The organism is Subtercola boreus (assembly GCF_006716115.1).
GTDB classification, from domain to species: domain Bacteria; phylum Actinomycetota; class Actinomycetes; order Actinomycetales; family Microbacteriaceae; genus Subtercola; species Subtercola boreus.
Window position 1 is genome coordinate 3,338,796 of the sequence record NZ_VFOO01000001.1, and the last position, 22,169, is coordinate 3,360,964.

The window sequence follows — 22,169 nt, forward strand, 5'->3', positions numbered from 1 at the left end:
GGGTGGTGTCGCCGTCTGCGGCACCACAGGTCCAACGCGCGGGGCGCTCGTGCATTCCCCGGATTCCCGCACTGACCGCCGCTGGTCAAAAGGTCGGACCAAAGGTATCGTTGGGCCAGCAGTAACGTCGACTCGATGAGGAGCAGCGGATGAATGCGATGGGCATGGCAGAGTGGCTGCGTCGACGGGCCCTGCGGGACCCCGGTCATCCGGCGCTCACCTTCGCGGGCGAGACGCTCTCGTACGCCGCTCTGCAGAAGCGGGTGGAGGAGTTCGCCGACCTGCTCGCGGCGCAGGGCACCACGCAGGGTGACCGGGTCGCGTACCTCGGCTTCAACCACAGCCAGTTCCTCATCGCGATGTTCGCGGCCAACCGGCTGGGCGCGACGTTCGTGCCCCTCAACTTCCGGCTGACCGGCAGCGAGCTCGCCTACATCGTCACCGACAGTGCCCCGCGCATCCTGATCTCTGACGATGCCCACCTCGAATCGATCGACGACCTGCGAGGATCGCTGCCCTGCGAGGTGTACATCCGCTTCGGTGCGGATGCCCGGGGCTGGCGCGGTATCGACTCGCTCCTGGCCGAGCCGAACCCGGCGGTCCGGGAGGTCGCGGTCGACGTCGACGACCCGGCGTGCATCCTCTACACCTCCGGTACGACGGGGAGGCCGAAGGGCGCGATCCTGACCCACCGCAACTTCTGGTCGAACAACGTCAACTGGATGCTCGCCGTCAACTACAACGCCGAAGACGTGGCGCTCACGTCGGCGCCGCTGTTCCACTCCGGCGGCCTCTGCGTGATCACCCTGCCCACCCTGATGGCCGGCGGCCACGTCGTGCTGCAGGAGCAGTTCCAGCCGGGCGCGTTCCTCGCGGCCATCGAGGAGCACCGCATCACGTCGATCTTCTGCGTGCCGGCCATGATGCTCTTCGCCAGCCAGCACGAGCACTTCGCCTCGACCGACTTCAGCAGTGTGCGCATCATCGTGGCCGGTGGGGCGCCGGTTCCCGAGCCGCTGCTGCGCCTCTACGGTGAGCACGGTGTTCCCGTCAGCCAGTGCTGGGGCCTCACCGAGGTGGCCACCGGCGCAACGTTCCTCAGCACAGAGCTCGCACTCGAGAAACTCGGATCCTGTGGCGTCGCCGGCATGCTCAACGAGGTGCGCCTGATCGACTTCGAGGGAAACCCGCTCGCCACCCCGAACGTGCCCGGTGAGCTCTGCGTCCGCGGCGACACGGTGAGCCCGGGCTACTGGAACCTGCCCGAGGCGACAGCCGAGGCGACCGGCGCCGACGGCTGGTTCCGGACGGGGGATGTCGCCTATCAGGATGAGGACGGCTACTTCTTCATCTGCGACCGCCTGAAGGACATGATCATCAGCGGCGGAGAGAACGTCTACCCTGCCGAGGTCGAGAGTGTGCTGTACGACCACGTCTCCATCGCCGAGGTCGCGGTCATCGGTGCGCCCGACGAGCGCTGGGGTGAGCGGGTCGTCGCTGTCGTCGCCCTGAAGCCGAATACGGGGCTGGAACTCGAGCAGTTGCGGGAGTTCGCCGCTTCCCGGCTGGCCCGCTTCAAACTGCCGCTCGAGCTCCGTATCGTCACCGCGCTGCCGCGGAACACGACCGGAAAAGTGCTCAAGCAGAACCTCCGGGCCGGGGTCCCCGTCGAGGCGTAGCGCTCAGTGGTCGGCTGCCCAGCTCCGTACCTGCTCGACGTCGACGCGGAGTTGGGCGATCAGAGCCTCGGAGCCGGTGTAGGCGACCTGGCCGCGGATACGCTCGTGGAGCGCCACGGTCAGCGTCCTGCCGTACAGGTCGCCGGTGAAGTCGAGCAGGAAGGCCTCCAGCAGCAGGATCCCGTCGGCGTAGTAGGTGGGGCGGGTGCCGACGGAGACAGCGGAGACGTAGTGCTGCGAGACGCCCTCGGCGGTGAAGGTCACGGAGCCGGCCCAGACGCCTTCAAGATCGACACCGTCGGCGGCCATCGGAATGTTCGCGGTGGGGAACCCGAGCACGCGGCCCCACGCGTTGCCGTGCTCCACCTCGCCGACGACGAGGAAGTGGCGGCCCGCTGCGGCATCGACCGTGTGCACCTGTGAGACGCGGAGACTGCTCATGATGACCTTCCTTCGGCACGCGCCGACCGATGGTGGCGGGGGAGGAGCGCGGCGCGCCCTGCGTGACTGCGTCCATGCTGACAGAGTCGTGTTACAGGCCTATTGCGCCGCTCGAACTCTCTCTGCCCGAGATCAGCGGGGGGTCATCCGGATGGCGCCGTCGAGCCGGATCGTCTCGCCGTTGAGGTAGTCGCTGTCGGCGATCGTGAGAACGAGGGCCGCGAACTCCCCGGGCCGCGCGAGGCGAGCCGGGAAGGTCACCGTCTTCGCGAGCGACTCGTTGACCTCGGGGCCGAGGGCCGCCAGCATCGGGGTGTCGACGATGCCGGGGGCGATGGTGACCACCCGGATACCGCTGGACGCCAGGTCCCTGGCCGCCGCGATCGTCATCGCCACGACGCCGCCCTTCGAGGCAGCGTAGGCGATCTGCCCGATCTGGCCCTCATACGCCGCGACGGAAGCGGTGTTGACGACCACGCCGCGCGCGCCGAACTCGTCGTAGGGCTCGTCGCCTGCCATCTTCTCCGCCGCCAGTCGCATCACGTTGAACGTGCCCACGAGGTTGATGTCGATCGTCTTCTGGAACAGGGCGAGCTCGTGCACGCCCTTCTTCGACAGGATGCGCCTGGCCGGCCCGATCCCGGCGCAGTTCACCACCACCCGCAGCGGCCCGTCGATGCTGTCGATCGCCTGCTGCACCTGGTCTTCGTCGGTGATATCCGCCGCCACGAACCGCACCGCGCCCGGCAGCGTCGCCGTCTCGAGGGCGCCCGGGAGGTCGAGGCCGGTCACGGTGGCCCCGCGTGCGGCGAGGGCCAGGGCGGTGGCCGCCCCCAGGCCCGATGCCGCACCTGTCACGAGAGCGTGTGCACCTGTCAGTTCCATGGTCATGTTCCTTTTTGTTGTTCGATGATGGAGGGTCTCCGGTCATCGGTGTCTCAGCGCGCGGAGACCTTCCCGAAGAGCGAAGCGATCGGTGCGATCACCAGCGGCCGTGCCGCGATCCAGCCCGCGACCATCACCGCCAGGGAGGCGAAGAAGATCCCGAAACCGATCCAGTTCACGTCGTCGCTTCCGCCGTACATGTGGTTGAGGTTGCGGAGCGCGCCGGTGGCGAAGACGAGGGCGACGTGCACGATCACGAAGCCGACGAAGAAGAGCATGACCGGGAAGTGGATGGCGCGGGCCACCTCGATCGGATACATCGTGTTCAGGCGCTTCGCGTTCTTCGGCCAGATACCCGACATGCGCACCCCGGTGAGCGCGGCGAGCGGAGCGGCGATGAACACGACGATGAAGTACATCAGTTGCTGGAGGCTGTTGTAGTTCACCCAGCCGTTGTCGGTCGGCCATTCGAGGGTGAGGTAGTGGATGAGCGCGGAGAGGGCATTCGGGAAGACCTCCCAGCTCGAGGGCACCAGCCTCAGCCAGTGCCCGGTCACGAAGATCAGCACGACGAAGACCACGCCGTTGGCGAGCCAGAGCACGTCCAGGAACTGGTGGAACCACAGAGTGAGGCTGATCTTGCCCTTCGTCTTGCCCCGCGCCGTCCAGAACGCACTGGGTCGTTTCTGGGTGCGCACCTGCCAGCCCGAACGGATGATCAGCACGATGAAGAACGCGTTGAGGAAGTGCTGCCAGCCGATCCAGGCGGGGAAGCCGGTCTCGACGGTGTCGGGCAGTGGGTACTCACCCGGGTAGGTCTGCAGGAAGTCCTGCACGAACCGGTAGGTGGTGATCCCGCGCACGGCCAGCACGGCGACGGCCGCCACGACCAGCAGGGCGATCAGCCCGAGCACGATCTGCGCGGGGCGCGGCAGCTGCCAGAGCCGTGCGAGGCCGGCGCTGACGGCGGCCGGGGCGGGAGCGGCTGTAGCTGAGGCGGCGGGTGCCGCTTTGGCCGGAGCCGCTTTGGCGGGTGCTGCCTTGGTGGGCGCCGCCGGGGCGGGCGCTGCGTCGGTGCGGATGATGATCGGGGCGCGGGGAGACGCCGTCGCACGGGTCGGGGCGGCCGAGGCTGCCACGGCGGCCTGCTCCGGTGCGGGCGCGGTTTCGGGCGTGCGGGTCGCTGCTGGCGCGGCCGCCGGGGCAGCGTCGGTCTCGGACTCCGGTGCGCCCGGTCCCGCTGAGGCTGCGGGGTCGTCGGATGTCGGTGTCGGGGTCGTTCCCGACGAAGCTGTCGCGGGCTCGGAGCCTGCTGCGGTGCCCGGTCGGGGCAGCCCCGTGCGGCGGCGTGGCCCGGATGCGGGCGCTGCACTCGGTTCGGCCGTACCGGTGTCGGATTCGGCCGACGGTTCGGCCGCGCTGGTGTCGGGTTCGGCCGTCGGCGCGGCGGCCGGGGTGGGCGTGGCGGGGGCTGCTGCGGCGGGCGCTGCTGCGGCGGGCGCGGCATCGTGCGTCGCCGAGGCGGCAACCTCGATGGCCGATACGCTCGGCCACGGCTCGCCACCGACGACTCGAGGGAGTCCCTGCCGCACGGTGCGGGTCGCCGATGTAGGTGCCGGCGCCGGTGCCGGTGCCGGTTCCGGTGCCGCCACGATCGGGTCGGCGATGGTGGCCGTCGCAGCCCCGGATGCCGGGACGACGGGTGCGGAGCTCGGAACAGCAGCCGCCGCGTCGGACGGAGCTGGCGGTGCTTCCGCGCTCGAAGTTTCCACCGTGAGGCCCGCGGGTGCGGGGTCTGAATCGGCGGTCGCGGGGGGCCACGGCTCACCGCCCGCCTGGCGGGGCAGACCGCGTCGGCGGCTTTGGCCGGGGACGGTCCGCGGGGGAGCGACGGACGCGGCGGCACCGGCGGCGGGGGAAACGTGCGTCTCCGCCTGCTCCACGGCCACAACCGGCTCGGCGGCAGGCCTCTCGTCGGCAACCGGAGAGGCAGGCGCCGCGGCCGGCGCAGCGACTTCTGGCGCAGCCCGCCCGGCGCTGGCCGAAGCGTCACTCTGGATCTCGACCGCCAGCAGCACCTCACCCGCGGGCGGCCACGGGTCGCCACCCGGCGTGCGCGGCAGGCCGCGTCGGAGGGGCACGGACGTCTGCTGCGCGGTGTCGGTCACTACTGCTTCTTCTTCTCGAGGGCCTCGATCAGCTGGGGCACCACGGTGAACAGGTCGCCGACCACGCCGAAGTCGGCGATGTCGAAGATCGGGGCATCGCCGTCTTTGTTGATCGCCACGATGGTCTTCGCGGTCTGCATGCCGGCCCTGTGCTGGATGGCGCCCGAGATGCCGAGCGCGACGTAGAGCTGGGGTGCCACCGACACGCCGGTCTGGCCGACCTGGAAGCTCTGCGGCACATATCCGGCGTCGACCGCGGCACGGGAGGCGCCGACGGCCGCACCGAGGGTGTCGGCGAGATTGTCGACGAGTGAGAACTTCTCCTGCGAGCCGAGCCCGCGGCCACCGGAGACCACCTTGGTGGCCCCGCGGAGTTCGGGCCGGGTCGACTTCTCCGTGGTCTCGGTGAACTTCTCGATCGTGGCGGCGGGTGTCGTCGACGTCGACACGTCGAAAGGCTCGGGCTGCGCATCCGTCGCCGCTGCCCGCTGCTCGATCGCGCCGAGGCGAACCGTGACGACGGGCGCGCCGAAGGTCGCGGCCGAGTCGACGTTGTAGGTGCCGCCGTAGACGGAGTGGTGGATGACGATGCCCTCCTCGTCGCGGGAGAGGCCGACGGCATCGACGCAGATCGCCGAGCGGGTGCGGGCGGCGAACCGGCCGGCGACCTCGCGACCCTCGATCGAGTTGGAGATCAGGACGGCGGCGGCGCCGACGGCGTCTGCCGCGGCCTGGAGCGCGGCGACGACGGGGGTCGCGACATCCGTGAGCACCTGCTCGTTCTCGACCAGCAGCACGCGCGCTGCGCCGAGCTGCGCGGCGGCCGCTGCCGCAGCCGCCCCGGTTCCGGGTGCGACGACGATGAGGGCAACGGGGGTGCCGATGTCGGCAGCGGCCCCCAGCAGTCCGGCCGCGCTCTTCAGCGGCTCGCCGTCGGGCGTCGTGTCGACCAGCACGAGGATCGGGTCGGAGGTGTTGTCAGTCATAACGTGCTCCTCAGGCGAGCTTGTTGGAGATGAGGAAGTCTGCGAGCTGCTGCCCGGCGTCACCCTCGTCGACGATCTTGGTTCCCGCCGTACGGGGTGGCTTCTCTGCGACGCTCAGCATGATGGAGCGGGCCACGTTCTGGTCTGCGGGATCGATACCGAGATCGGCGGCGGTCATCGAGACCACCGGCTTCTTCTTGGCCGCCATGATGCCTTTGAAGTTCGGGTAGCGGGCGTCGGGCATGCTCTCGGTGATCGCGATGACGGCAGGGAGAGCCGTGGTGAGGTCGATGGTTCCCGCATCCGTCAGTCGCACGCCGGTGACCCCGGTCTCGGAGATCTCGACGCTCGACAGGGAGCCGGCCAGCGGCACCCCGAGGAGCTCGGCCAGCATCGACGGCAGCACTCCGCCCGATCCGTCGGTGGAGAGGTTGCCGGTGATCACAAGGTCGTAGCCCGTCTTGGTGATGGCTGCGGCAAGAACTTCGGCTGTGAGGCCGAGATCCGCGCCGGCGAGGCTGTCGTCTGCCACGTGCACCACGCTGGTGGCGCCCATCGCGAGACCCTTGCGAAGAGTGGCCGTCGCAGACTCCGGAGCCATGGAGAGCACGATGACCTCCGTGTCGGGGTGGGCATCCTTGTATGTCAGCGCCACCTCGAGGGACCGCTCGCCGATCTCGTCGAGCACGGCTTCGCTCGCAGCGCGATCGGCCAGGCCCGTCTCGGGCACGAGCTTCCGGTCCCCGTACGTGTCGGGAACTTCTTTGACGAGAACGATGATCTTCACTGGTTCATCTCCTTGACTCTTGATTCTGTAGGACGTGAGTGCGTTGTCACAACTCGGCCGATCATGGAACGCGGATGATCAGGGCATCGCCCTGGCCGCCGCCACCGCAGAGCGCCGCCGCCCCGTAGCCGCCGCCGCGTCGCCGGAGCTCCATCGCCAATGTGAGCACGAGGCGTGCTCCACTCATTCCGACGGGATGGCCGAGGGCGATGGCGCCGCCGTTGGGGTTGACGAGGTCGACGTCCACTCCGAGCTGGCGGCTGGAGGCGATCGCCACACTCGCGAACGCCTCGTTCATCTCCAGCACGGCCAGATCGCCGAGGCTCGTCTCGCTCTGCCGCCGGAGGGCGTCACGGATGGCGCCCGCGGGCTGCAGCAGCAGCGAGGGGTCGGGGCCGGAGACCGTGCCGTAGCTGACGATCTCGGCGAGCCAGGACAGCCCCCGGCGCTCCGCCTCCGACTTGCTCATCACGATCAGTGCAGCTCCTCCGTCGGAGAGCTGGGATGCCGAGCCCGCGGTGATCGTTCCATCGGCGCCGAACGCTGGGCGGAGGGTGGAGAGCGTCTCGCTCGTCGTGCCCCTCCGCACGCCCTCGTCGGTGTCGACCACGGTCTCGCCCCGGCGGCTGCTGATCGTCACGGGCACGATCTCGTCGCCGAACCGGCCGAAGTCGATCGCCTCGGCGGCGCGCTGGTGGGATCGGGCGGAGAACTCGTCCTGGGCGGCGCGGGAGATGTCGAGGGCCCGCTGGTAGTGGTCGGTCGCCGCGCCCATCACCTCGTTGTCGATGGAGCAGATCAGGGCATCGCGGTCGAGCGAGTCTTCGAGCGGCGTGCTGCCGTACTTGAAGCCGGTGCGGGCGCCCCGCAACAGGTGGGGCGCATTGCTCATCGACTCGATGCCGCCGGCGATGGCCGCGTTCCAGAAGCCGGCACGGATGGCCAGGTCGGTCTGGCCGATGGCCGCGAGCCCGGAGAGGCAGAGTTTGTTGAGGGTCGTGGCGGGCACGTGCAGGGGCACACCGCCCGCGATCGCCGCCTGGCGCGCCGGGTTCGCCCCGACCCCGGCCTGCACGACGTTGCCGAGGGTGACAGCATCCACTTCGCCCGGATCGATGCCGGCCCGCTCGACCGCCGCCCTGATCGCGATGCCTCCCAGTTCGGGCGCTGTCAGCGTCGACAGCGTTCCGAGCAGCTTGCCGATGGGGGTGCGGGCTCCGGCGACGATGACAGAGGTTTCCATGCGAGATGATCTCATTTCCGGTGGGGTTCCATCCATATTGTCACCCGTACCGTTGATTTACCAGTAGTCCCTAGTTTATTGATGCTGGTCCTTGTATAGTCGGGTCGCACACGCGGTGATGCGTGAGACGAAAAGGATGCCCATGGTTCGCGAACTGACCCACTTCATCGGCGGCAAGCACGTTTCCGGCACGTCAGGCAGATTCGCCGACGTCTTCGATCCGTCCCGGGGTGAGGTCCAGGCCCGCGTGCCGCTTGCCTCGCGGGCCGAGATGGATGCCGCGATCGCGAACGCAGAAGAGGCCCAGCTCATCTGGGGCTCCTGGAACCCGCAGCGCCGGGCCCGCGTCCTGCTGAAGTTCCTCGACCTGATCGCGAAGGACATGGACTCGCTCGCGCGACTGCTGGCCTCCGAGCACGGTAAGACGGTCGCCGACGCGAAGGGCGACATCCAGCGTGGCGTCGAGGTGATCGAGTTCGCCGCCGGCGGACCCCACCTGCTGAAGGGCGAGTACACCACGGGAGCGGGCACCGGAATCGACGTCTACTCGATGCGCCAGCCGCTCGGAGTGGTCGCCGGTATCACGCCGTTCAACTTTCCCGCGATGATCCCGCTCTGGAAGATGGGACCGGCGCTCGCCGCGGGCAACTCGTTCATCCTGAAGCCCTCGGAGCGCGATCCCTCCGTGCCGCTCCGCATCGCCGAGCTGTTCCTCGAGGCGGGTCTCCCGGCGGGCGTGCTCAACGTCGTCAACGGCGACAAGGAGGCGGTCGACGCGATCCTCGAAGACGACCGTGTGAAGGCTGTCGGCTTCGTCGGCTCCACTCCCATCGCGCAGTACATCTACGAGACGGCGGCGAAGCACGGCAAGCGCGCCCAGTGCTTCGGCGGCGCGAAGAACCACATGGTGGTCATGCCCGACGCCGATCTCGACCAGGTCGCCGATGCTCTCATCGGCGCAGGCTACGGCTCGGCCGGTGAGCGCTGCATGGCTATCTCGGTGGCGGTGCCGGTGGGCCAGGAGACGGCTGACGCGCTCTCCGCCAAGCTGGCCGAGCGCGTGAAGCACCTGAAGATTGGTGCCTCGCTCGACGAGACCGCCGACTACGGCCCTCTTGTCACCCAGGCGGCGGTGGACCGGGTCTCCGGCTACATCCAGACCGGCATCGACGAGGGCGCCACCCTTCTCGCCGACGGTCGCGGTTGGAGCGTCGAGGGCTACGAGAACGGTTTCTACCTCGGCCCGACGCTGTTCGACAACGTGACCCCCGACATGACGATCTACCGCGAAGAGGTGTTCGGCCCCGTGCTGATCATCACCCGTGCGGCCACCTACGAAGACGCCATCGCCCTGCCGAGCACCCACGAGTTCGGCAACGGCGTCTCGATCTTCACCCGCGACGGCGACACCGCCCGCGACTTCACCGCCCGCGTGAACGTGGGGATGGTAGGCGTCAACGTGCCGATTCCGGTGCCCATCGCGTACCACACGTTCGGCGGCTGGAAACGTTCCGGCTTCGGCGACCTCAACCAGCACGGGCCCGATGCGTTCCGCTTCTACACCAAGACCAAGACGGTGACCTCGCGCTGGCCGTCGGGTATCAAGGAGGGTGCGAGCTTCGTCATCCCGACGATGGGAGAGGGCCAGTGACCCTGCTCGCCGATGCGCCGGTGCCGGATGACCTGACCGACGACCAGCGCGACATCGTCGAGGCCGTAAGGAACTTCGCTCGGGAGGCTCTGGCGCCGCACGCCGTGGAGTGGGACCAGGCGAAGCACTTCCCCATCGATGTGCTGCAGCAGGCCGGAGAGCTCGGCCTCGGCGGTGTGTACGTGCGCGAAGACGTGGGCGGTTCGGCGCTCAGCCGGTTCGACGCCGTGCTGATCTTCGAGGAGCTCGCCCAGGGCGACACCACGATCGCGGCCTACATCTCGATCCACAACATGGTGGCGTGGATGATCGACAGCTACGGCAGCGACCAGATCCGTCAGCAGTGGCTGCCGGGCCTCTCCTCCCTCGAACTGCGGGGCAGCTACTGCCTCACCGAAGCGGGCGCGGGTTCGGATGCCGCGGCTCTCCGCACGACGGCCGTCGTCGACGGCGACAACTTCGTGCTGAACGGCGAGAAACTCTTCATCTCGGGTGCGGGTTCGTCGGCGGTGTACGTCGTGATGGCACGCACCGGGGGGCCCGGGCCGAAGGGCATCAGCGCCATCCTGGTGCCGGCCGACACCCCCGGTGTCACCTTCGGCGCGAACGAGAAGAAGATGGGCTGGAACGCGCAACCCACAGCGGCCGTGTCGTTCGACAACGTGCGGGTTCCGAGATCCAATCTCCTCGGTGAAGAGGGCGGCGGGTTCACGATCGCGATGAAGGGGCTGAACGGCGGTCGGGTGAACATGGCGGCGTGCTCCCTCGGCGGGGCGCAGTGGGCCTACGACAAGGCCGTCGCCTACATGAGGGAACGCCAGACCTTCGGGCATCCGCTCTCCGACCAGCAGGCTCTCGTCTTCCGGCTGGCAGACATGCGCATCCAGCTGGAGGCGGCCCGCGGGCTGCTCCGGCGTGCCGCCCGGGCGCTCGATGCGGGGGCGCCCGACACGGTGGAGCTCTGCGCAATGGCCAAGAAGTTCGGCACCGATGTCGCGTTCACCGTTGCGAACCAGGCGCTGCAGCTGCACGGTGGGTATGGGTACCTCGCCGAGTACGGCCTCGAGAAGGTCGTGCGCGACCTGCGGGTGCACCAGATCCTGGAGGGCACGAACGAGATCATGAGCCTCATCGTCGGTCGATCGATCATTGCGGGAACCATATGACAGGCGATGTTCCCGAAGCTGCGGCAGTCGAACCCGAGGTGGTGTTCAGCCGGCGCGGCCGGCTCGGCGAGATCGCTCTCAACCGCCCGCGCGCGATCAATGCGCTGACGCACGGCATGGTGACGCTCATCCAGAACCAGCTCGACGAGTGGGCGGGCGATCCGGATGTCGCCACCGTCGTGCTCGTCGGGCGTGGTGAGCGCGGGCTCTGCGCGGGCGGCGACATCGTGTCGCTCTACCACGACGCGACCTCCGGCGACGGGGCCGCCTCCCTCGCGTTCTGGCGCGACGAATACGCCCTGAATGCTCTGATCGACGGGTTTCCGAAGCCCTACGTGGCGTTCATGGACGGCATCGTGCTGGGCGGCGGCATCGGGGTGTCCGCCCACGGCTCCCACCGGATCGTGACCGAACGTTCGAAGCTCGGGCTGCCGGAGACCGGCATCGGTTTCATTCCGGACGTCGGCGCCACGTGGCTGCTCGCACGGGCGCCCGGCAGGCTCGGCGCGCACCTGGCCCTCACCGCGGCATCCGTGCGCGCAGGAGACGCGATCGAGGTCGGCCTCGCCGACAGTTTCGTGCCGAGCGAACGGCTGCCCGACCTTCTGGTCGCCCTCGAGACGACCGATGCGGATGCCGCGATCGCCCTGTTCGCCGACACACCGCCCGACGCTGAGCTCGCGGCCGACCGGGGCTGGATCGACGCGGCCTATGCGGCAGACACGGTGCCGGGCATCCTGGCGAACCTGCGGGCCGACCCGCAGAACGAGAAGGCACTCGCCACCGCCGACACGATCGAGCAGAAGTCGCCGATCGCCGTCGCCGTCACGCTCGAGTCGCTCGACCGGGTCGCCGCGCTGCCGGACCTCGAAGCGGCACTCGAGCAGGAGCTGCGCGTCTCGGCGCATGCTCTTCTGTCGCACGACTTCGCCGAAGGGGTGCGCGCCCAGGTGATCGACAAGGACCGCAACCCGCACTGGGAGCCGCGCTCAGCGAGCGATGTCGGCCAGGCGCAGATCGACGCGTACTTCACTGCGGTCGGCTGATCAGAACCATCCGAAACCCACGAACCACCAGAACCACCGGAATTACAGGGAGAGACATGCGGATCGCATTCATCGGGCTCGGCCACATGGGCGGACCCATGGCCATCAACCTCGCCAAGGGAGGCCACGACGTCGTGGGTTTCGACCTGGTGCAGGCCGCCACGGAACCGGCGCGTGCGGCGGGCGTGACGATCTCGGGATCGGCCGCAGAGGCCGTCGCCGGAGCCGAGGTCGTCATCACCATGCTGCCGGCCGGCCGGCACGTCATCTCGGCGTACTCGGGCACGCCGGAGGCGCCGGGCCTGCTGGCCAGCGCCGCACCCGGCACCCTCTTCATCGACTCGTCGACCATCGCCGTCGACGATGCGCGCCAGGCGCACGACCTCGCGCTCGCGGCAGGGCACAGGGCGATGGATGCGCCGGTCTCCGGCGGCACGGTCGGAGCCGAAGCCGGAACGCTGGCGTTCATGGTCGGCGGAACCGACGAGGACTTCGCTGTGGCCGAGCCGATCCTCGCCGTTATGGGGGGCCGGATCGTGCACTGCGGCGCATCGGGCCTCGGCCAGGCCGCGAAGGTCTGCAACAACCTCATCCTAGGCATCACGATGATCGGCGTCAGTGAGGCTTTCGTTCTGGGTGAGAAGCTCGGGCTGACGAACCAGGCGCTGTTCGACGTGGCATCCAATGCCTCGGGGCAGTGCTGGGCACTCACCACCAACTGTCCCGTGCCGGGCCCCGTGTCGACCAGCCCCGCCAACCGCGACTACCAGCCGGGGTTCGCCGGCGCACTGATGGCGAAAGACCTCGGCCTCGCCGAACAGGCCATCACGTCGACCGGTGTGAGCGCAGAGATCGGACTGCTCGCAGCGGAGATCTACCGGAGGTTCGCCGACGGAGCCGGAGCCGGTCTCGACTTCTCTGGCATCATCGAAGACATCCGCCGCACAAGCGACCAGGGAGTTGCCGCATGACCGACTATGAGAACATCCTCGTCGAGCGGAAGGGTCGCGTCGGCATCATCACGCTGAACCGACCCAAGGCGCTGAATGCGCTGAACGCCGCGCTGATGCGCGAGGTGGTCGTCGCTGCGCAGGAGTTCGACGCCGACCACGGCATCGGCGCGATCGTGATCACCGGCTCCGATCGGGCCTTCGCCGCCGGGGCCGACATCAAGGAGATGGCGACGCTCAGCTACCAGGAGGTCTACCTCGACGGGCTGTTCTCGGGCTGGAAGGCCTTCACCGAGCTGCGCACCCCGGTCATCGCCGCTGTTGCGGGGTACGCGCTCGGCGGTGGCTGCGAGGTGGCGATGATGTGCGACATCCTGATCGCCGCAGACACAGCGAAGTTCGGCCAGCCGGAGATCAACCTGGGCGTCATCCCGGGCATGGGCGGCACGCAGCGGCTCATCCGCGCGATCGGCAAGGCGAAGGCGATGGACCTCATCCTGACCGGGCGCACGATGGGCGCGGAAGAGGCGGAACGGGCGGGTCTCGTGGCTCGCGTCGTGCCGGCGGCCGACCTGCTCGACACGGCCCTCGAGGTCGCAACCACGATTGCGGCGAAGTCGCTGCCGGTCGCCTACGCGGCGAAGGAGTCGGTGCAGGTCGCGTTCGAGTCGACGCTCAGTGAGGGGCTCCGGTTCGAACGGAGCACCTTCCAGTCCCTCTTCGCGCTCGCCGACCAGAAGGAAGGCATGGCGGCGTTCACCGAGAAGCGGGATCCCCACTTCATCAACGGCTGACGCACCCCCCCCGGCTTGATCGAGTGGGCGATTTGGGCCCCAACCTGCCGGTTTTGGGGCCCAAATCGCCCACTCGAATGCAGGGGGGAGGGTGGGGGGAGGGGGGTCAGAGGGGGTCGGGGATGGTGGGGGGGTCGCCGAAGTCGCCGGCTTCGCGGCGGAAACGGGCAAGCACGCCCACCAGCGACGACAGGTCGTCGTCGGGCAACCCGGGCTGGGAGAAGACCGCGGTGTTGAGGGCCTCGGTGGCGCGGTCGACCAACTCGCGACCGGCCCCGGTGAGCTGGAGCAGGGTGGCCCGCCCGTCGGTCGGATGAGCGGAACGCTCCACGAGCCGGTCGCGCTGCAGCCGGTCGACGGTGTTCGAGACGCTCGTCGGGTGCACCTGCAGCCGGGCCGTCGCGCTCGCCATCGGCAGGGTGCCGCCACGGGAGAACGCGAGCAGTCGCAGAAGCTCGAACCGGGCGAACGAGAGCCCGAACGGCTTCAGGGCGCCCTCGACGCGCGCGAGGACCAACTGCTGTGCGCGCATGATCGACGTCACCGCGGCCATGCCCCCCGCAGCATCCGCCCAGCCGTGCTCGAGCCACTGCCGTTTCGCCTCGGCGATCGGATCGATCGGGAGAGGGGACGGGACGGGCACAGGGACTTCCCTTCGGCAGGCGGCGGTGTGCCAAGATCCTACCGTCCCGCGTCTCCGCCCCCCTGCGCGCCGAAGGGTCAGACGGACTGGAGGATGATGGCGGAACCCTGGCCGCCGCCGCCGCAGATGCCGGTGGCACCGATCAGGCCGGGGCCCTCGGCCGCGAGACGCCGGGCGAGGTGGCCCACGATACGCGTGCCGGATGCTCCGACCGGGTGCCCGAGGGCGATGGCGCCGCCATGCGCGTTGACGATGGCGGGGTCGACGCCGAGCTGGCGGGTGGAGTGCACAGCCACGGCCGCGAACGCCTCGTTGATCTCGACGGCCCGGAGCTCCGAGACGGTGTGGGGCGTCTTGGCGAGTGCCGCCCTGATGGCGTTCGACGGCTGGGCGTGCAGCGAGACATCCGGACCCGCGACGAAGGCGTGGGCGAGCACCCGGGCGAGGGGCTTGATGCCGCGGGCGGCCGCGGCGGCCTCGCTCATCAGCACGACAGCTGCCGCGCCATCCGTGATCTGCGAGGAGTTGCCGGCGGTGATGGTGCCGTCCGGGCTGAAGGCGGGGCGGAGGCCGCCGAGCGTCTCCACGGTCGTGTCTGCGCGCAGCCCGTCATCGGCCGAGACCACCGTGGGGCCCTTCCGGCCCGGCACGCTGAAGGGCTCGATCTCGCCGGCGAGGAAGTCGGCCGACGCGGCGAGGCGCTGGTGGGAGCCGGCCGCCCAACCGTCCTGGTCGGCGCGGTCGATCGAGAGGCCCGGGTTGCGCTCCTCGGTCGAGGCCCCCATCGACCGGTGCTCGAAGGCGTCGGTGAGGCCGTCGTGGTCCATCGTGTCGATGAGTTCGATGGCGCCGTAGCGCTGGCCGGCGCGCGACCCCGACCAGGCGTGCGGGGCGAGGGTCATCGACTCCTGCCCGACCGCGACGATGATGTCGGCCTCGCCCGCGTCGATGAGCCGCACCCCGGAGACGATGGCTTCTGTGCCGGACAGGCACACGGCGTTCAGGGTGAGGGCGGGCACGCTGAACGGGATGCCCGCCGCCACGGCCGACTGGCGGGCGGGGTTCTGGCCGGCCCCGCCCTGGAGCACCTGGCCGGCGTGGACGAACTCGACGTCCTCGCCCGTGAGGCCCGCCCGGGAGAGCGCGGCGCGGATGGCCGCGGCTCCGAGCTCCGTCGCCGGAACGGTGGCGAACTGCCCGTTGAACTTCACGAACGGGGTGCGGGCGTAGCTGACGATCACGGTGCTCATGCGGGGGTTCCTTCGGTGGCGCGGATGTCGCGGGTCGGGGTTTCTGTGCGGGTGGATGCCGCTGCGGCGCCGTCGGGCTGGTCGCCGTCGGGCTGGGCGCTGTCGGGTAGGGCGCTGTCTGGCAGGGCGGCGTCGAGTCCGACCGTGAACGGGGCGCCGGTCTGTGCGCGCACACCGTCGACGGTGACGCCGGGGGCCGTGGCGCGCAGCACCAGGGCACCGTGCTCGATGTCGAACACCGCGAGGTCGCTGATGATCCGGTCGACGACCCCTGCCCCGGTGAGCGGCAGGTCGCACTCCGCCACGATCTTCGGCGTGCCGTCCTTCGAGACGTGATCGGTGACGACGACCACCCGCGGGGTGCCGGCGACCAGGTCCATCGCGCCGCCCATCCCCTTCACGAGCTTGCCCGGGATGGTCCAGTTCGCGAGGTCGCCGTTGCCCGCGACCTGCAGTGCGCCGAGGATCGCGATCGCCACATGCCCGCCCCGGATCATCCCGAAGCTCGTCGCCGAGTCGAAGTAGCTGCCACCGGGCAGCAGGGTGACGGTCTGCTTGCCGGCGTTGATGAGGTCGGCATCCTCTTCGCCCTCGAAGGGGAACGGACCCATGCCGAGCAGGCCGTTCTCGCTCTGCAGCGTGACGTGCACGCCGGCGGGCAGGTGGTTGGCGACCAGGGTCGGGATGCCGATCCCGAGGTTGACGTATTCGCCGTCGTGGAGTTCGGAGGCAGCGATGGCGGCCATCTCGTCGCGGGTCCAGGGCATGGTGCTCTCCTTGTTTCTGTCTGTCTCGGGGTCTCGGCGTCTCGGGTGCGTCTCAGGCGAGCGCGGCCGCGGCGCGCGGACGGGTCGTGCGCTGTTCGATGACCTTCTCGCGCGGCACCGCGGTCACGAGGCGCTGCACGAAGATGCCGGGAGTGATCACCGCGTTCGGGTCGAGGTAGCCGTCGACGATCTGCTCCGCCTCCGCGATCGTGAGCCGGCCGGCGGTGGCGACGAGCGGGTTGAAGTTGCGAGCGGTGTTCCGGTAGACGAGGTTTCCCGCCGCGTCGGCGCGCCAGGCGTGCACGAGCGCCACGTCGGCGACGATGCCCCGTTCGAGGAGGTAGGTCTCGCCGTCGAACTCGGCGAGCGGCTTGCCCTCGGCCACGGGTGTGCCGACCCCGGTCTTCGTGTAGAAGCCGGCAATGCCCGCCCCGCCGGCTCGGAGGCGCTCGGCGAGGGTGCCCTGAGGGGCGAACTCCACCTCGAGCTCGCCGCTCAGGTACTGCTCGGCGAACAGCTTGTTCTCGCCCACGTACGACGCGATCACCTTCGCGACCTGCCGGTTCTCGAGCAGGATGCCGAGCCCCTGGCCGTCGATGCCCATGTTGTTCGACACGATGGTGAGGTTCCTGGCGCCGGTGTCGCGGAGCGCCTCGATGAGGTCGGTCGGGTTGCCGGAGAGGCCGAACCCGCCGACGGCGATGGTCGCTCCGTCGGTCACCGTCTCGGCGAGGGCCTCGCGGGCGCTGGTGAAAAGTCTGGACATGACACTCCTTCGGGCCGCACCGTGTCCACGTCGTGATCTGTGGGCCGGTTCGCATCCGACGGTACGGGCGCTCGCGCGCCGTGTCAAAGGTCCGGACTGACTCACACCGCGACATCCTCGCACTCTGATCGTTCGGCTGTCATATGCTCACAATATGGACAAGAGGGTGGATGATCGTGGCTGAGCCCGTGCGCGGGGCCCAGCTGGTCTCGCGGGTGAGCCGCATCCTGAAGGCCGTCTCCGAGCATCCGGACGGCCTCACGGCCGCGGCTGCCGCCCACGCCACCGGGTTCACCCGGCCGACCACCTACCGGCTGCTCGCCTCGCTCGCCGCCGAGGGGTTCATCGACCACGACACGGCTCGCGGCCGCTGGTTCCTCGGGCCCGAGCTCTACCTGCTCGGCTCGCTTGCGGCCGACCGCTACGACATCACCGCTGCCGCGCGGGACAGCGTGCGCCGCCTCGCGAAGGAGACCGGCGAGAGCGCCTTCTTCTCCACCCGCCGCGGTACAGAGACCGTCTGCCTGCTGCGCGAGGAGGGCAGCTTTCCCGTGCGGTCGTTCGTGCTCTACGAGGGCGCGAGGTTCCCGCTGGGCGTGGCGTCGGCGGGGCTGGCGATCCTGTCGTTCCTCGGCGAGGACGAGGTCGAGACCTACCTCGCCGGGGCCGATCTGGTTGAGCGCTGGGGGCCCGCGCACTCCACGCCCGCACTGCGGCAGCGCATCGAAGAGACGCGCGAGCGGGGGTACGCCGTCAACCCCGGGCTGATCCTCGAAGGCAGCTGGGGCATGGGCGCCACCGTGTTCGACGCCGCCGGCCGGCCGGCGTGGGCCCTCTCGCTCACAGGGATCGAGTCGCGTTTCCGGGCCGAACGTCAGCCCGAGCTCGGCCAGCTGCTGCTCGACCACGCCCACGAGGTGGGCGTGCGACTGGCCGCGGAGCGGACGGCGGGCGGGCCGCGTCGGCCGTAGCGCCGGGGGTCAGGCCGTGACAGGTCTCCTCGCGAGGATGTTTGGGATCGGCGACGTGCTGACGAACCATTCCGCCGTCGACATGTCGATGTCCTCGAGAACGGTGTGCATGTTCTTCCACTTCGCCTCGAGGTTCACAGCGAAAACAGGCTCGAGATGCGCTATTCGATTCCTCAGCCTGTATACGCTTTCCACCGCGTCGACCAGCTGTCCGACGGGGCGGACCAGGTTCGGGAAGGCGTGCCTGGTGCAGTTCTGCCAGAGCACCGCCTTACCGGGATCGGTTCGACTGGGAAGCAGAAACCGCCACGTTCCCAGAGATGTCTGGGCGACGATGTCATCGTGATTGATGTTGCGACTCTTGCCAGTTGCTTTGAGTGCGACTGCCGCCCTCTCCCTGGCCGCGCCGAGATCGCCCCCAATCAGACGAACCAGAAGATCAGAAGGACGCTTGCACCATTCGCTGTCGAAGCGATGGCCTCCGTTGTCGGATTGGGTAGCGTTCCAGATGCGGAGCTGAACATCTACAGAGTTGCGCAAGGCGATCTCAAAGACATGGAGACCCTGGTAGAAGGCGCCCGCGATGGCCATGTTCCAGCGGTACAGCGCGAGTGCATTCTTGCGGTGGTCGCCCGTCTCCGTGAGGTAGGGGCGCATCCGCGCAGCGCTGAGGAGACGGTACAGGTCGGAATCCGAACGCATGGCCCGCGGTTCGCTGGAGATTGAGATGTGGTGCTCCCGGAGGTAACATTGAGGGGAAGACAGGATTTGTTTCCTGTTGTCGACTACCTGGAGTCCGGCGGTTTTCACCGTCGGGCTCTTTGTCTTTTCCTCACTTATTGTGCCACGCACGGCTGGTCAGCGGGTTGTGCTGCGGGACGCCGCGTGCTGGGCCAGCCCCTCGATGAACAGCAGCACGCCGAACTCGAACGCCGAAGTGCCCTCGTCGGACTCCGGGCCGGCAGCCACGCCCAGGCTGTCGTACTGCAGGCGCTGCTGCTCGTGCGAGACATGCCCGAGGATGAAGTGCAGCAGGGCAGCGGATGCCCGGCTCACCGTTTCGGCGTCGAACTCTCCGCGGCCGATCGCCGCCCGCAACCGGGTGAGCGGAACCGAGGCGCCGAGCCCGAGGGCGAAGCTGCTGGAGACGACCTCCGCGCCGTCGCGGTAGGCGAGGAGCGCGTCGCGGAGGCTCTGCGCTTCGGCGGCGGTGACGATCATCCAGTCGCCGGGCGTGACCGGGGCGAAGGGCAGCGCCCGCCCGCGCGACGCGATGCGGTCGGAGAGTTCGGCGAGCAGCGTCTGCTTGTTCGGGAAATGCCAGTACAAAGCACTCGGTTGTACGTCGAGCGCGGCCGCCAGCCGGCGCATCGTGAGCTCGGGCAGGCCGTGGTCGTCGAGGATGCGGAGGGCCGTCTCGGCGACGTCGTCACGGGTGTGGCGGGCCTGGCGCGGCTGCTGTTCCGGATCGGATCCGTGCGGCGAGGTCATGGATCCCACTATAGTGAACACCGTTCAGGTGAACAGCGTTCAGGAGACCAGCCATGACCGACCAGACCGTGCAGTCCGCCCCGGCGAAACCCGCGGGCCGTCTGCGGATCGACGCCACAGACATCGCCCGCATCGCGGTCTTCGCGGCCCTCACCGCGGTGCTCGGGCTGCCCGGAGCCTTTCCGGTGTTCGGCTCGGTGCCGATCACCGCGCAGACCCTCGGCGTGATGCTCGCGGGTGCCGTGCTCGGCGCGTGGCGCGGGGCGCTCTCGATGGTCGTGCTCCTGGTGCTCGTGGCGCTGGGGTTGCCCCTGCTCGCCGGCGGCCACGGGGGCCTCGCGGTGTTCGTCGGCCCGACGGCCGGCTACCTGTTCGGCTGGATCGTGGGCGCCTTCGTGATCGGTGCCATCGTGCACGCCGGCGGCCGGAAGCTCACCTGGCCGCGCACCATCGTGGGCGTGCTGGTCGGCGGCATCCTCGTGGTCTACGCCATCGGCATCCCGGTGACGGCCCTGGTGCTGCGCCTGCCGCTCGGCCCGACCGCACTGCAGGCCACCGTCTTCCTCCCGTTCGACCTCATCAAGGCGGCCATCACCGTGGCTGTCACGATGACCCTGGTCAGGGCGTACCCGCGGGCGTTCCGGGTGCGGCCGAAGGAGCGTGCGTGACGGGATCCATCGTCTTCAGCGACGTCTCGGTGCAGCTGGGCGACCGGCTCGCGCTCGACGCGGTGTCGCTGGTGCTCGATGCGCCCCGCACGGCGGTGATCGGCGCGAACGGATCGGGCAAATCCACCTTCGCCCGCGTTCTCGGCGGCCTGGTCGCGCCGTCGAGCGGAACGGTCTCGGTGCTCGGCGTCGACCCCCAGCGCCAGGCCTCGGCGCTCCGCCGGCTGGTCGGGTTCGTCTTCAGCAACCCTGACGCCCAGATCATCATGCCGACCGTCGCCGAAGACGCGGCCTTCTCGCTGCGGAGCGAGAAGCTCCCGCGCGCAGTCGTCGCCGAACGCGTGCGGCAGGCGCTCGACGAGTTCGGCCTCACCGATCTCGCGGATCGCGCCGCGCACGATCTCTCCGGCGGCCAGAAGCAGTTGCTCGCGCTCTGCGGTGCGGTCATCCGCCGTCCCGAGCTGATGATCGCCGACGAGCCGACGGCGTATCTGGATGCCCGCAACAGCCGTCAGATCGCCGAGCACCTGCTCGCGCCGACCGACCGGCGGCTCGTGCTCGTCACCCACGACCTCGCGCTCGCCCAGCGCTGCGACGTCGCCGTGCTCTTCGAAGACGGCAGGATGACCGGCTTCGGCGACCCGGCCGACGTCGTTTCGCAGTACGAGGCGAGCCTCTCGTGCTGACCCTCTACCGGCCGGGCATCGGCTGGCTGCACCGTGCACCTGCCGGACCGAAGGCCTTCGCCCTGCTTGCGGTCGTGCTGGTGGTGTCGCTGCTGCCGTCGACCTGGCTCTCGGCTGCCATCGGCGCCGCGGTGGCTGTCGCCTGCTACCTCGCCTCGGGGCTCGGGGTCGGGGAGCTCGGTCGTCAGGTCGTCGCCGTGCGCTGGATCATCGTGGTGACGTTCGGCTTCCAGGTGATCTTCCTGCCGCTGGAGTCGGCGGTAGCGAACACCACGCGGGTGGTCGCCGCGATCGTCATCGCTGCGCTGTTGGTGCTGACCACGCGCGTCGGTGACCTGCTCGATGCGTTCGAGCGGGGGCTCGGAATCTTCCGCCGGTTCGGGCTGGATCCGGCTCGCGTGGCACTGGTTCTCGCGGTGGCGATCACGACGGTGCCGGTGCTCGCACGGCTCGCGGCCGGGGTGCGCGAGGCCCAGCGTGCGCGCGGTGCACGGCTGGGCGTCCGGGCGTTCGTCATCCCGTTCCTCGTGGTGTCGCTGAAGCACGCGGACGACCTCGGCGACGCCCTGACGGCGCGAGGTGTGGGGTGACGGGCGTGCCGGGGCGCGGTGGTGGGCCGGAGCGGTCTGGCGAGCCGGAGCGGGCTGGCGAGCCCGCATGGCATGCCGGGCCGGAGCGGTCTGGCGAGCCCGCATGGCATGCCGGGCCGGAGCGGGCTGGCGAGCCCGCATGGCATGCCGGGCCGGAGCCGGAGCGGGGGCGGGTGCGCGTGCTCGGCGCCACGGTCGACGACCAGACCCGCTGCATCCACTACCGCTCCCAGCTCGACGTGATCGCGATCCGGTTCGCCTGCTGCAGGGAGTACTACCCCTGCCACCTCTGCCATGCCGAGAGCGCGGGGCACGAGGCGCGCGTCTGGCCAGCCTCGGAGCGGGACGCCCTCGCGGTGCTCTGCGGCGTGTGCCAGACGGAGCTGAGCATCGCCGACTACCTCGGCGTCGACGCCTGCCCCTCGTGCGCCGCGCCGTTCAACCCCGGCTGCAGCCTGCACGCGTACCTCTACTTCGCCCCGGACTAGGCCGCGCGCCCCGCTGCCGCGCGCCGCTGCCGCGCCCCCCGCTGCCGCGCCCC

Annotated in this window: 23 protein-coding genes; 11 read left to right on the forward strand and 12 right to left on the reverse strand. The window is 69.6% G+C overall.

All coding sequences use genetic code 11. The features are described from left to right. Positions 1-149 precede the first annotated feature (149 nt). A complete protein-coding gene (locus FB464_RS15645) occupies positions 150-1,679 on the forward strand; it encodes an acyl-CoA synthetase (RefSeq protein WP_116416214.1) in 1,530 nt (509 codons plus the stop codon). Positions 1,680-1,682: 3 nt separating this feature from the next. Here FB464_RS15645 and FB464_RS15650 read toward each other — a convergent pair whose 3' ends face one another. From FB464_RS15650 to FB464_RS15675, 6 genes are all read right to left on the reverse strand, one after another. Next, positions 1,683-2,120 (reverse strand): riboflavin kinase, encoded by a 438-nt coding sequence (locus FB464_RS15650; protein WP_116416213.1) that lies wholly within the window; start codon positions 2,118-2,120, stop codon positions 1,683-1,685. A gap of 132 nt (positions 2,121-2,252) precedes the next feature. Next, positions 2,253-3,005 carry an SDR family NAD(P)-dependent oxidoreductase gene (locus FB464_RS15655; protein ID WP_116416212.1) on the reverse strand — a complete coding sequence of 251 codons (753 nt, stop codon included), beginning with the start codon at positions 3,003-3,005 and terminating at the stop codon, positions 2,253-2,255. A 53-nt stretch (positions 3,006-3,058) separates the two neighbouring features. Next, entirely contained in the window at positions 3,059-5,173 is a 2,115-nt protein-coding gene (locus FB464_RS15660; RefSeq protein ID WP_246093094.1) for a cytochrome b/b6 domain-containing protein, read from the reverse strand. After that, on the reverse strand, positions 5,173-6,159 hold the full coding sequence (locus FB464_RS15665) for an electron transfer flavoprotein subunit alpha/FixB family protein (protein ID WP_116416211.1): 987 nt from the start codon (positions 6,157-6,159) through the stop codon (positions 5,173-5,175). The genes FB464_RS15660 and FB464_RS15665 overlap by 1 nt, the downstream gene beginning before the upstream one ends. Before the next feature lie 10 nt (positions 6,160-6,169). Next, positions 6,170-6,946 (reverse strand): electron transfer flavoprotein subunit beta/FixA family protein, encoded by a 777-nt coding sequence (locus tag FB464_RS15670; protein WP_116416210.1) that lies wholly within the window; start codon positions 6,944-6,946, stop codon positions 6,170-6,172. Between the two features lie 61 nt (positions 6,947-7,007). Beyond that, complete coding sequence (locus FB464_RS15675) at positions 7,008-8,189, reverse strand: acetyl-CoA C-acyltransferase (RefSeq protein WP_116416209.1); 1,182 nt, start codon at positions 8,187-8,189, stop codon at positions 7,008-7,010. Between the two features lie 142 nt (positions 8,190-8,331). Between FB464_RS15675 and FB464_RS15680 the strand changes: the two genes are divergently transcribed. From FB464_RS15680 to FB464_RS15700, 5 genes are read left to right on the forward strand one after another with little or no spacing between them, the layout of a single operon-like run. Further along, positions 8,332-9,840: a CoA-acylating methylmalonate-semialdehyde dehydrogenase gene (locus tag FB464_RS15680; RefSeq protein ID WP_116416208.1), complete on the forward strand. Its 1,509-nt coding sequence runs from the start codon at positions 8,332-8,334 to the stop codon at positions 9,838-9,840. Then, complete coding sequence (locus FB464_RS15685; RefSeq protein ID WP_246093095.1) at positions 9,837-11,006, forward strand: acyl-CoA dehydrogenase family protein; 1,170 nt, start codon at positions 9,837-9,839, stop codon at positions 11,004-11,006. Before FB464_RS15680 ends, FB464_RS15685 begins: the two co-directional genes overlap by 4 nt. After that, positions 11,003-12,052, forward strand: a complete 1,050-nt coding sequence (locus FB464_RS15690; protein ID WP_116416207.1) for an enoyl-CoA hydratase/isomerase family protein — start codon at positions 11,003-11,005, stop codon at positions 12,050-12,052. Before FB464_RS15685 ends, FB464_RS15690 begins: the two co-directional genes overlap by 4 nt. Positions 12,053-12,108: 56 nt before the next feature. Beyond that, complete coding sequence (gene mmsB / locus FB464_RS15695) at positions 12,109-13,023, forward strand: 3-hydroxyisobutyrate dehydrogenase (protein WP_116416206.1); 915 nt, start codon at positions 12,109-12,111, stop codon at positions 13,021-13,023. Beyond that, the gene (locus tag FB464_RS15700; protein WP_116416205.1) at positions 13,020-13,796 is read left to right on the forward strand and encodes an enoyl-CoA hydratase; all 777 of its coding nucleotides are present in this window, start codon (positions 13,020-13,022) and stop codon (positions 13,794-13,796) included. Before mmsB ends, FB464_RS15700 begins: the two co-directional genes overlap by 4 nt. Positions 13,797-13,902: 106 nt before the next feature. Here FB464_RS15700 and FB464_RS15705 read toward each other — a convergent pair whose 3' ends face one another. The 4 genes from FB464_RS15705 to FB464_RS15720 form a co-directional block, all read right to left on the reverse strand. Continuing rightward, positions 13,903-14,439: a MarR family winged helix-turn-helix transcriptional regulator gene (locus FB464_RS15705; protein WP_116416204.1), complete on the reverse strand. Its 537-nt coding sequence runs from the start codon at positions 14,437-14,439 to the stop codon at positions 13,903-13,905. Between the two features lie 77 nt (positions 14,440-14,516). Continuing rightward, the gene (locus FB464_RS15710; protein ID WP_116416203.1) at positions 14,517-15,689 is read right to left on the reverse strand and encodes an acetyl-CoA C-acyltransferase; all 1,173 of its coding nucleotides are present in this window, start codon (positions 15,687-15,689) and stop codon (positions 14,517-14,519) included. Further along, positions 15,686-16,456 (reverse strand): CoA transferase subunit B, encoded by a 771-nt coding sequence (locus tag FB464_RS15715; RefSeq protein WP_116416202.1) that lies wholly within the window; start codon positions 16,454-16,456, stop codon positions 15,686-15,688. The genes FB464_RS15710 and FB464_RS15715 overlap by 4 nt, the downstream gene beginning before the upstream one ends. 52 nt (positions 16,457-16,508) lie before the next feature. Then, positions 16,509-17,222 (reverse strand): CoA transferase subunit A, encoded by a 714-nt coding sequence (locus tag FB464_RS15720; protein WP_116416201.1) that lies wholly within the window; start codon positions 17,220-17,222, stop codon positions 16,509-16,511. A gap of 170 nt (positions 17,223-17,392) precedes the next feature. Here FB464_RS15720 and FB464_RS15725 point away from each other — a divergent pair, with 170 nt between their 5' ends. Continuing rightward, the gene (locus tag FB464_RS15725) at positions 17,393-18,193 is read left to right on the forward strand and encodes an IclR family transcriptional regulator (protein ID WP_211327425.1); all 801 of its coding nucleotides are present in this window, start codon (positions 17,393-17,395) and stop codon (positions 18,191-18,193) included. Between the two features lie 9 nt (positions 18,194-18,202). Here the strand turns inward: FB464_RS15725 and FB464_RS15730 are convergent, their stop codons facing one another. Then, complete coding sequence (locus FB464_RS15730) at positions 18,203-19,003, reverse strand: hypothetical protein (protein ID WP_116416200.1); 801 nt, start codon at positions 19,001-19,003, stop codon at positions 18,203-18,205. 48 nt (positions 19,004-19,051) lie between these two features. After that, positions 19,052-19,684 carry a TetR family transcriptional regulator gene (locus FB464_RS15735; protein WP_116416199.1) on the reverse strand — a complete coding sequence of 211 codons (633 nt, stop codon included), beginning with the start codon at positions 19,682-19,684 and terminating at the stop codon, positions 19,052-19,054. Between the two features lie 53 nt (positions 19,685-19,737). Between FB464_RS15735 and FB464_RS15740 the strand changes: the two genes are divergently transcribed. The 4 genes from FB464_RS15740 (at position 19,738) to FB464_RS15755 (ending at position 22,116) form a co-directional block, all read left to right on the forward strand. Beyond that, positions 19,738-20,352, forward strand: a complete 615-nt coding sequence (locus FB464_RS15740) for a biotin transporter BioY (RefSeq protein WP_116416198.1) — start codon at positions 19,738-19,740, stop codon at positions 20,350-20,352. Beyond that, positions 20,349-21,038, forward strand: a complete 690-nt coding sequence (locus FB464_RS15745; protein ID WP_116416197.1) for an energy-coupling factor ABC transporter ATP-binding protein — start codon at positions 20,349-20,351, stop codon at positions 21,036-21,038. The genes FB464_RS15740 and FB464_RS15745 overlap by 4 nt, the downstream gene beginning before the upstream one ends. Continuing rightward, a complete protein-coding gene (locus FB464_RS15750; protein ID WP_116416196.1) occupies positions 21,032-21,628 on the forward strand; it encodes an energy-coupling factor transporter transmembrane component T family protein in 597 nt (198 codons plus the stop codon). The genes FB464_RS15745 and FB464_RS15750 overlap by 7 nt, the downstream gene beginning before the upstream one ends. A gap of 173 nt (positions 21,629-21,801) precedes the next feature. Then, positions 21,802-22,116: a CHY zinc finger protein gene (locus tag FB464_RS15755; protein ID WP_342780732.1), complete on the forward strand. Its 315-nt coding sequence runs from the start codon at positions 21,802-21,804 to the stop codon at positions 22,114-22,116. Positions 22,117-22,169: the final 53 nt, after the last annotated feature.

Coding starts and splice junctions, on each gene's coding strand:
- FB464_RS15645 (WP_116416214.1), top strand. CDS start 150: ATGAATGCGATGGGCATGGCAGAGTGGCTGCGTCGACGGGCCCTGCGG.
- FB464_RS15650 (WP_116416213.1), bottom strand. CDS start 2,120: ATGAGCAGTCTCCGCGTCTCACAGGTGCACACGGTCGATGCCGCAGCG.
- FB464_RS15655 (WP_116416212.1), bottom strand. CDS start 3,005: ATGGAACTGACAGGTGCACACGCTCTCGTGACAGGTGCGGCATCGGGC.
- FB464_RS15665 (WP_116416211.1), bottom strand. CDS start 6,159: ATGACTGACAACACCTCCGACCCGATCCTCGTGCTGGTCGACACGACG.
- FB464_RS15675 (WP_116416209.1), bottom strand. CDS start 8,189: ATGGAAACCTCTGTCATCGTCGCCGGAGCCCGCACCCCCATCGGCAAG.
- FB464_RS15680 (WP_116416208.1), top strand. CDS start 8,332: ATGGTTCGCGAACTGACCCACTTCATCGGCGGCAAGCACGTTTCCGGC.
- FB464_RS15690 (WP_116416207.1), top strand. CDS start 11,003: ATGACAGGCGATGTTCCCGAAGCTGCGGCAGTCGAACCCGAGGTGGTG.
- mmsB (WP_116416206.1), top strand. CDS start 12,109: ATGCGGATCGCATTCATCGGGCTCGGCCACATGGGCGGACCCATGGCC.
- FB464_RS15700 (WP_116416205.1), top strand. CDS start 13,020: ATGACCGACTATGAGAACATCCTCGTCGAGCGGAAGGGTCGCGTCGGC.
- FB464_RS15710 (WP_116416203.1), bottom strand. CDS start 15,689: ATGAGCACCGTGATCGTCAGCTACGCCCGCACCCCGTTCGTGAAGTTC.
- FB464_RS15715 (WP_116416202.1), bottom strand. CDS start 16,456: ATGCCCTGGACCCGCGACGAGATGGCCGCCATCGCTGCCTCCGAACTC.
- FB464_RS15720 (WP_116416201.1), bottom strand. CDS start 17,222: ATGTCCAGACTTTTCACCAGCGCCCGCGAGGCCCTCGCCGAGACGGTG.
- FB464_RS15725 (WP_211327425.1), top strand. CDS start 17,393: ATGATCGTGGCTGAGCCCGTGCGCGGGGCCCAGCTGGTCTCGCGGGTG.
- FB464_RS15735 (WP_116416199.1), bottom strand. CDS start 19,684: ATGACCTCGCCGCACGGATCCGATCCGGAACAGCAGCCGCGCCAGGCC.
- FB464_RS15740 (WP_116416198.1), top strand. CDS start 19,738: ATGACCGACCAGACCGTGCAGTCCGCCCCGGCGAAACCCGCGGGCCGT.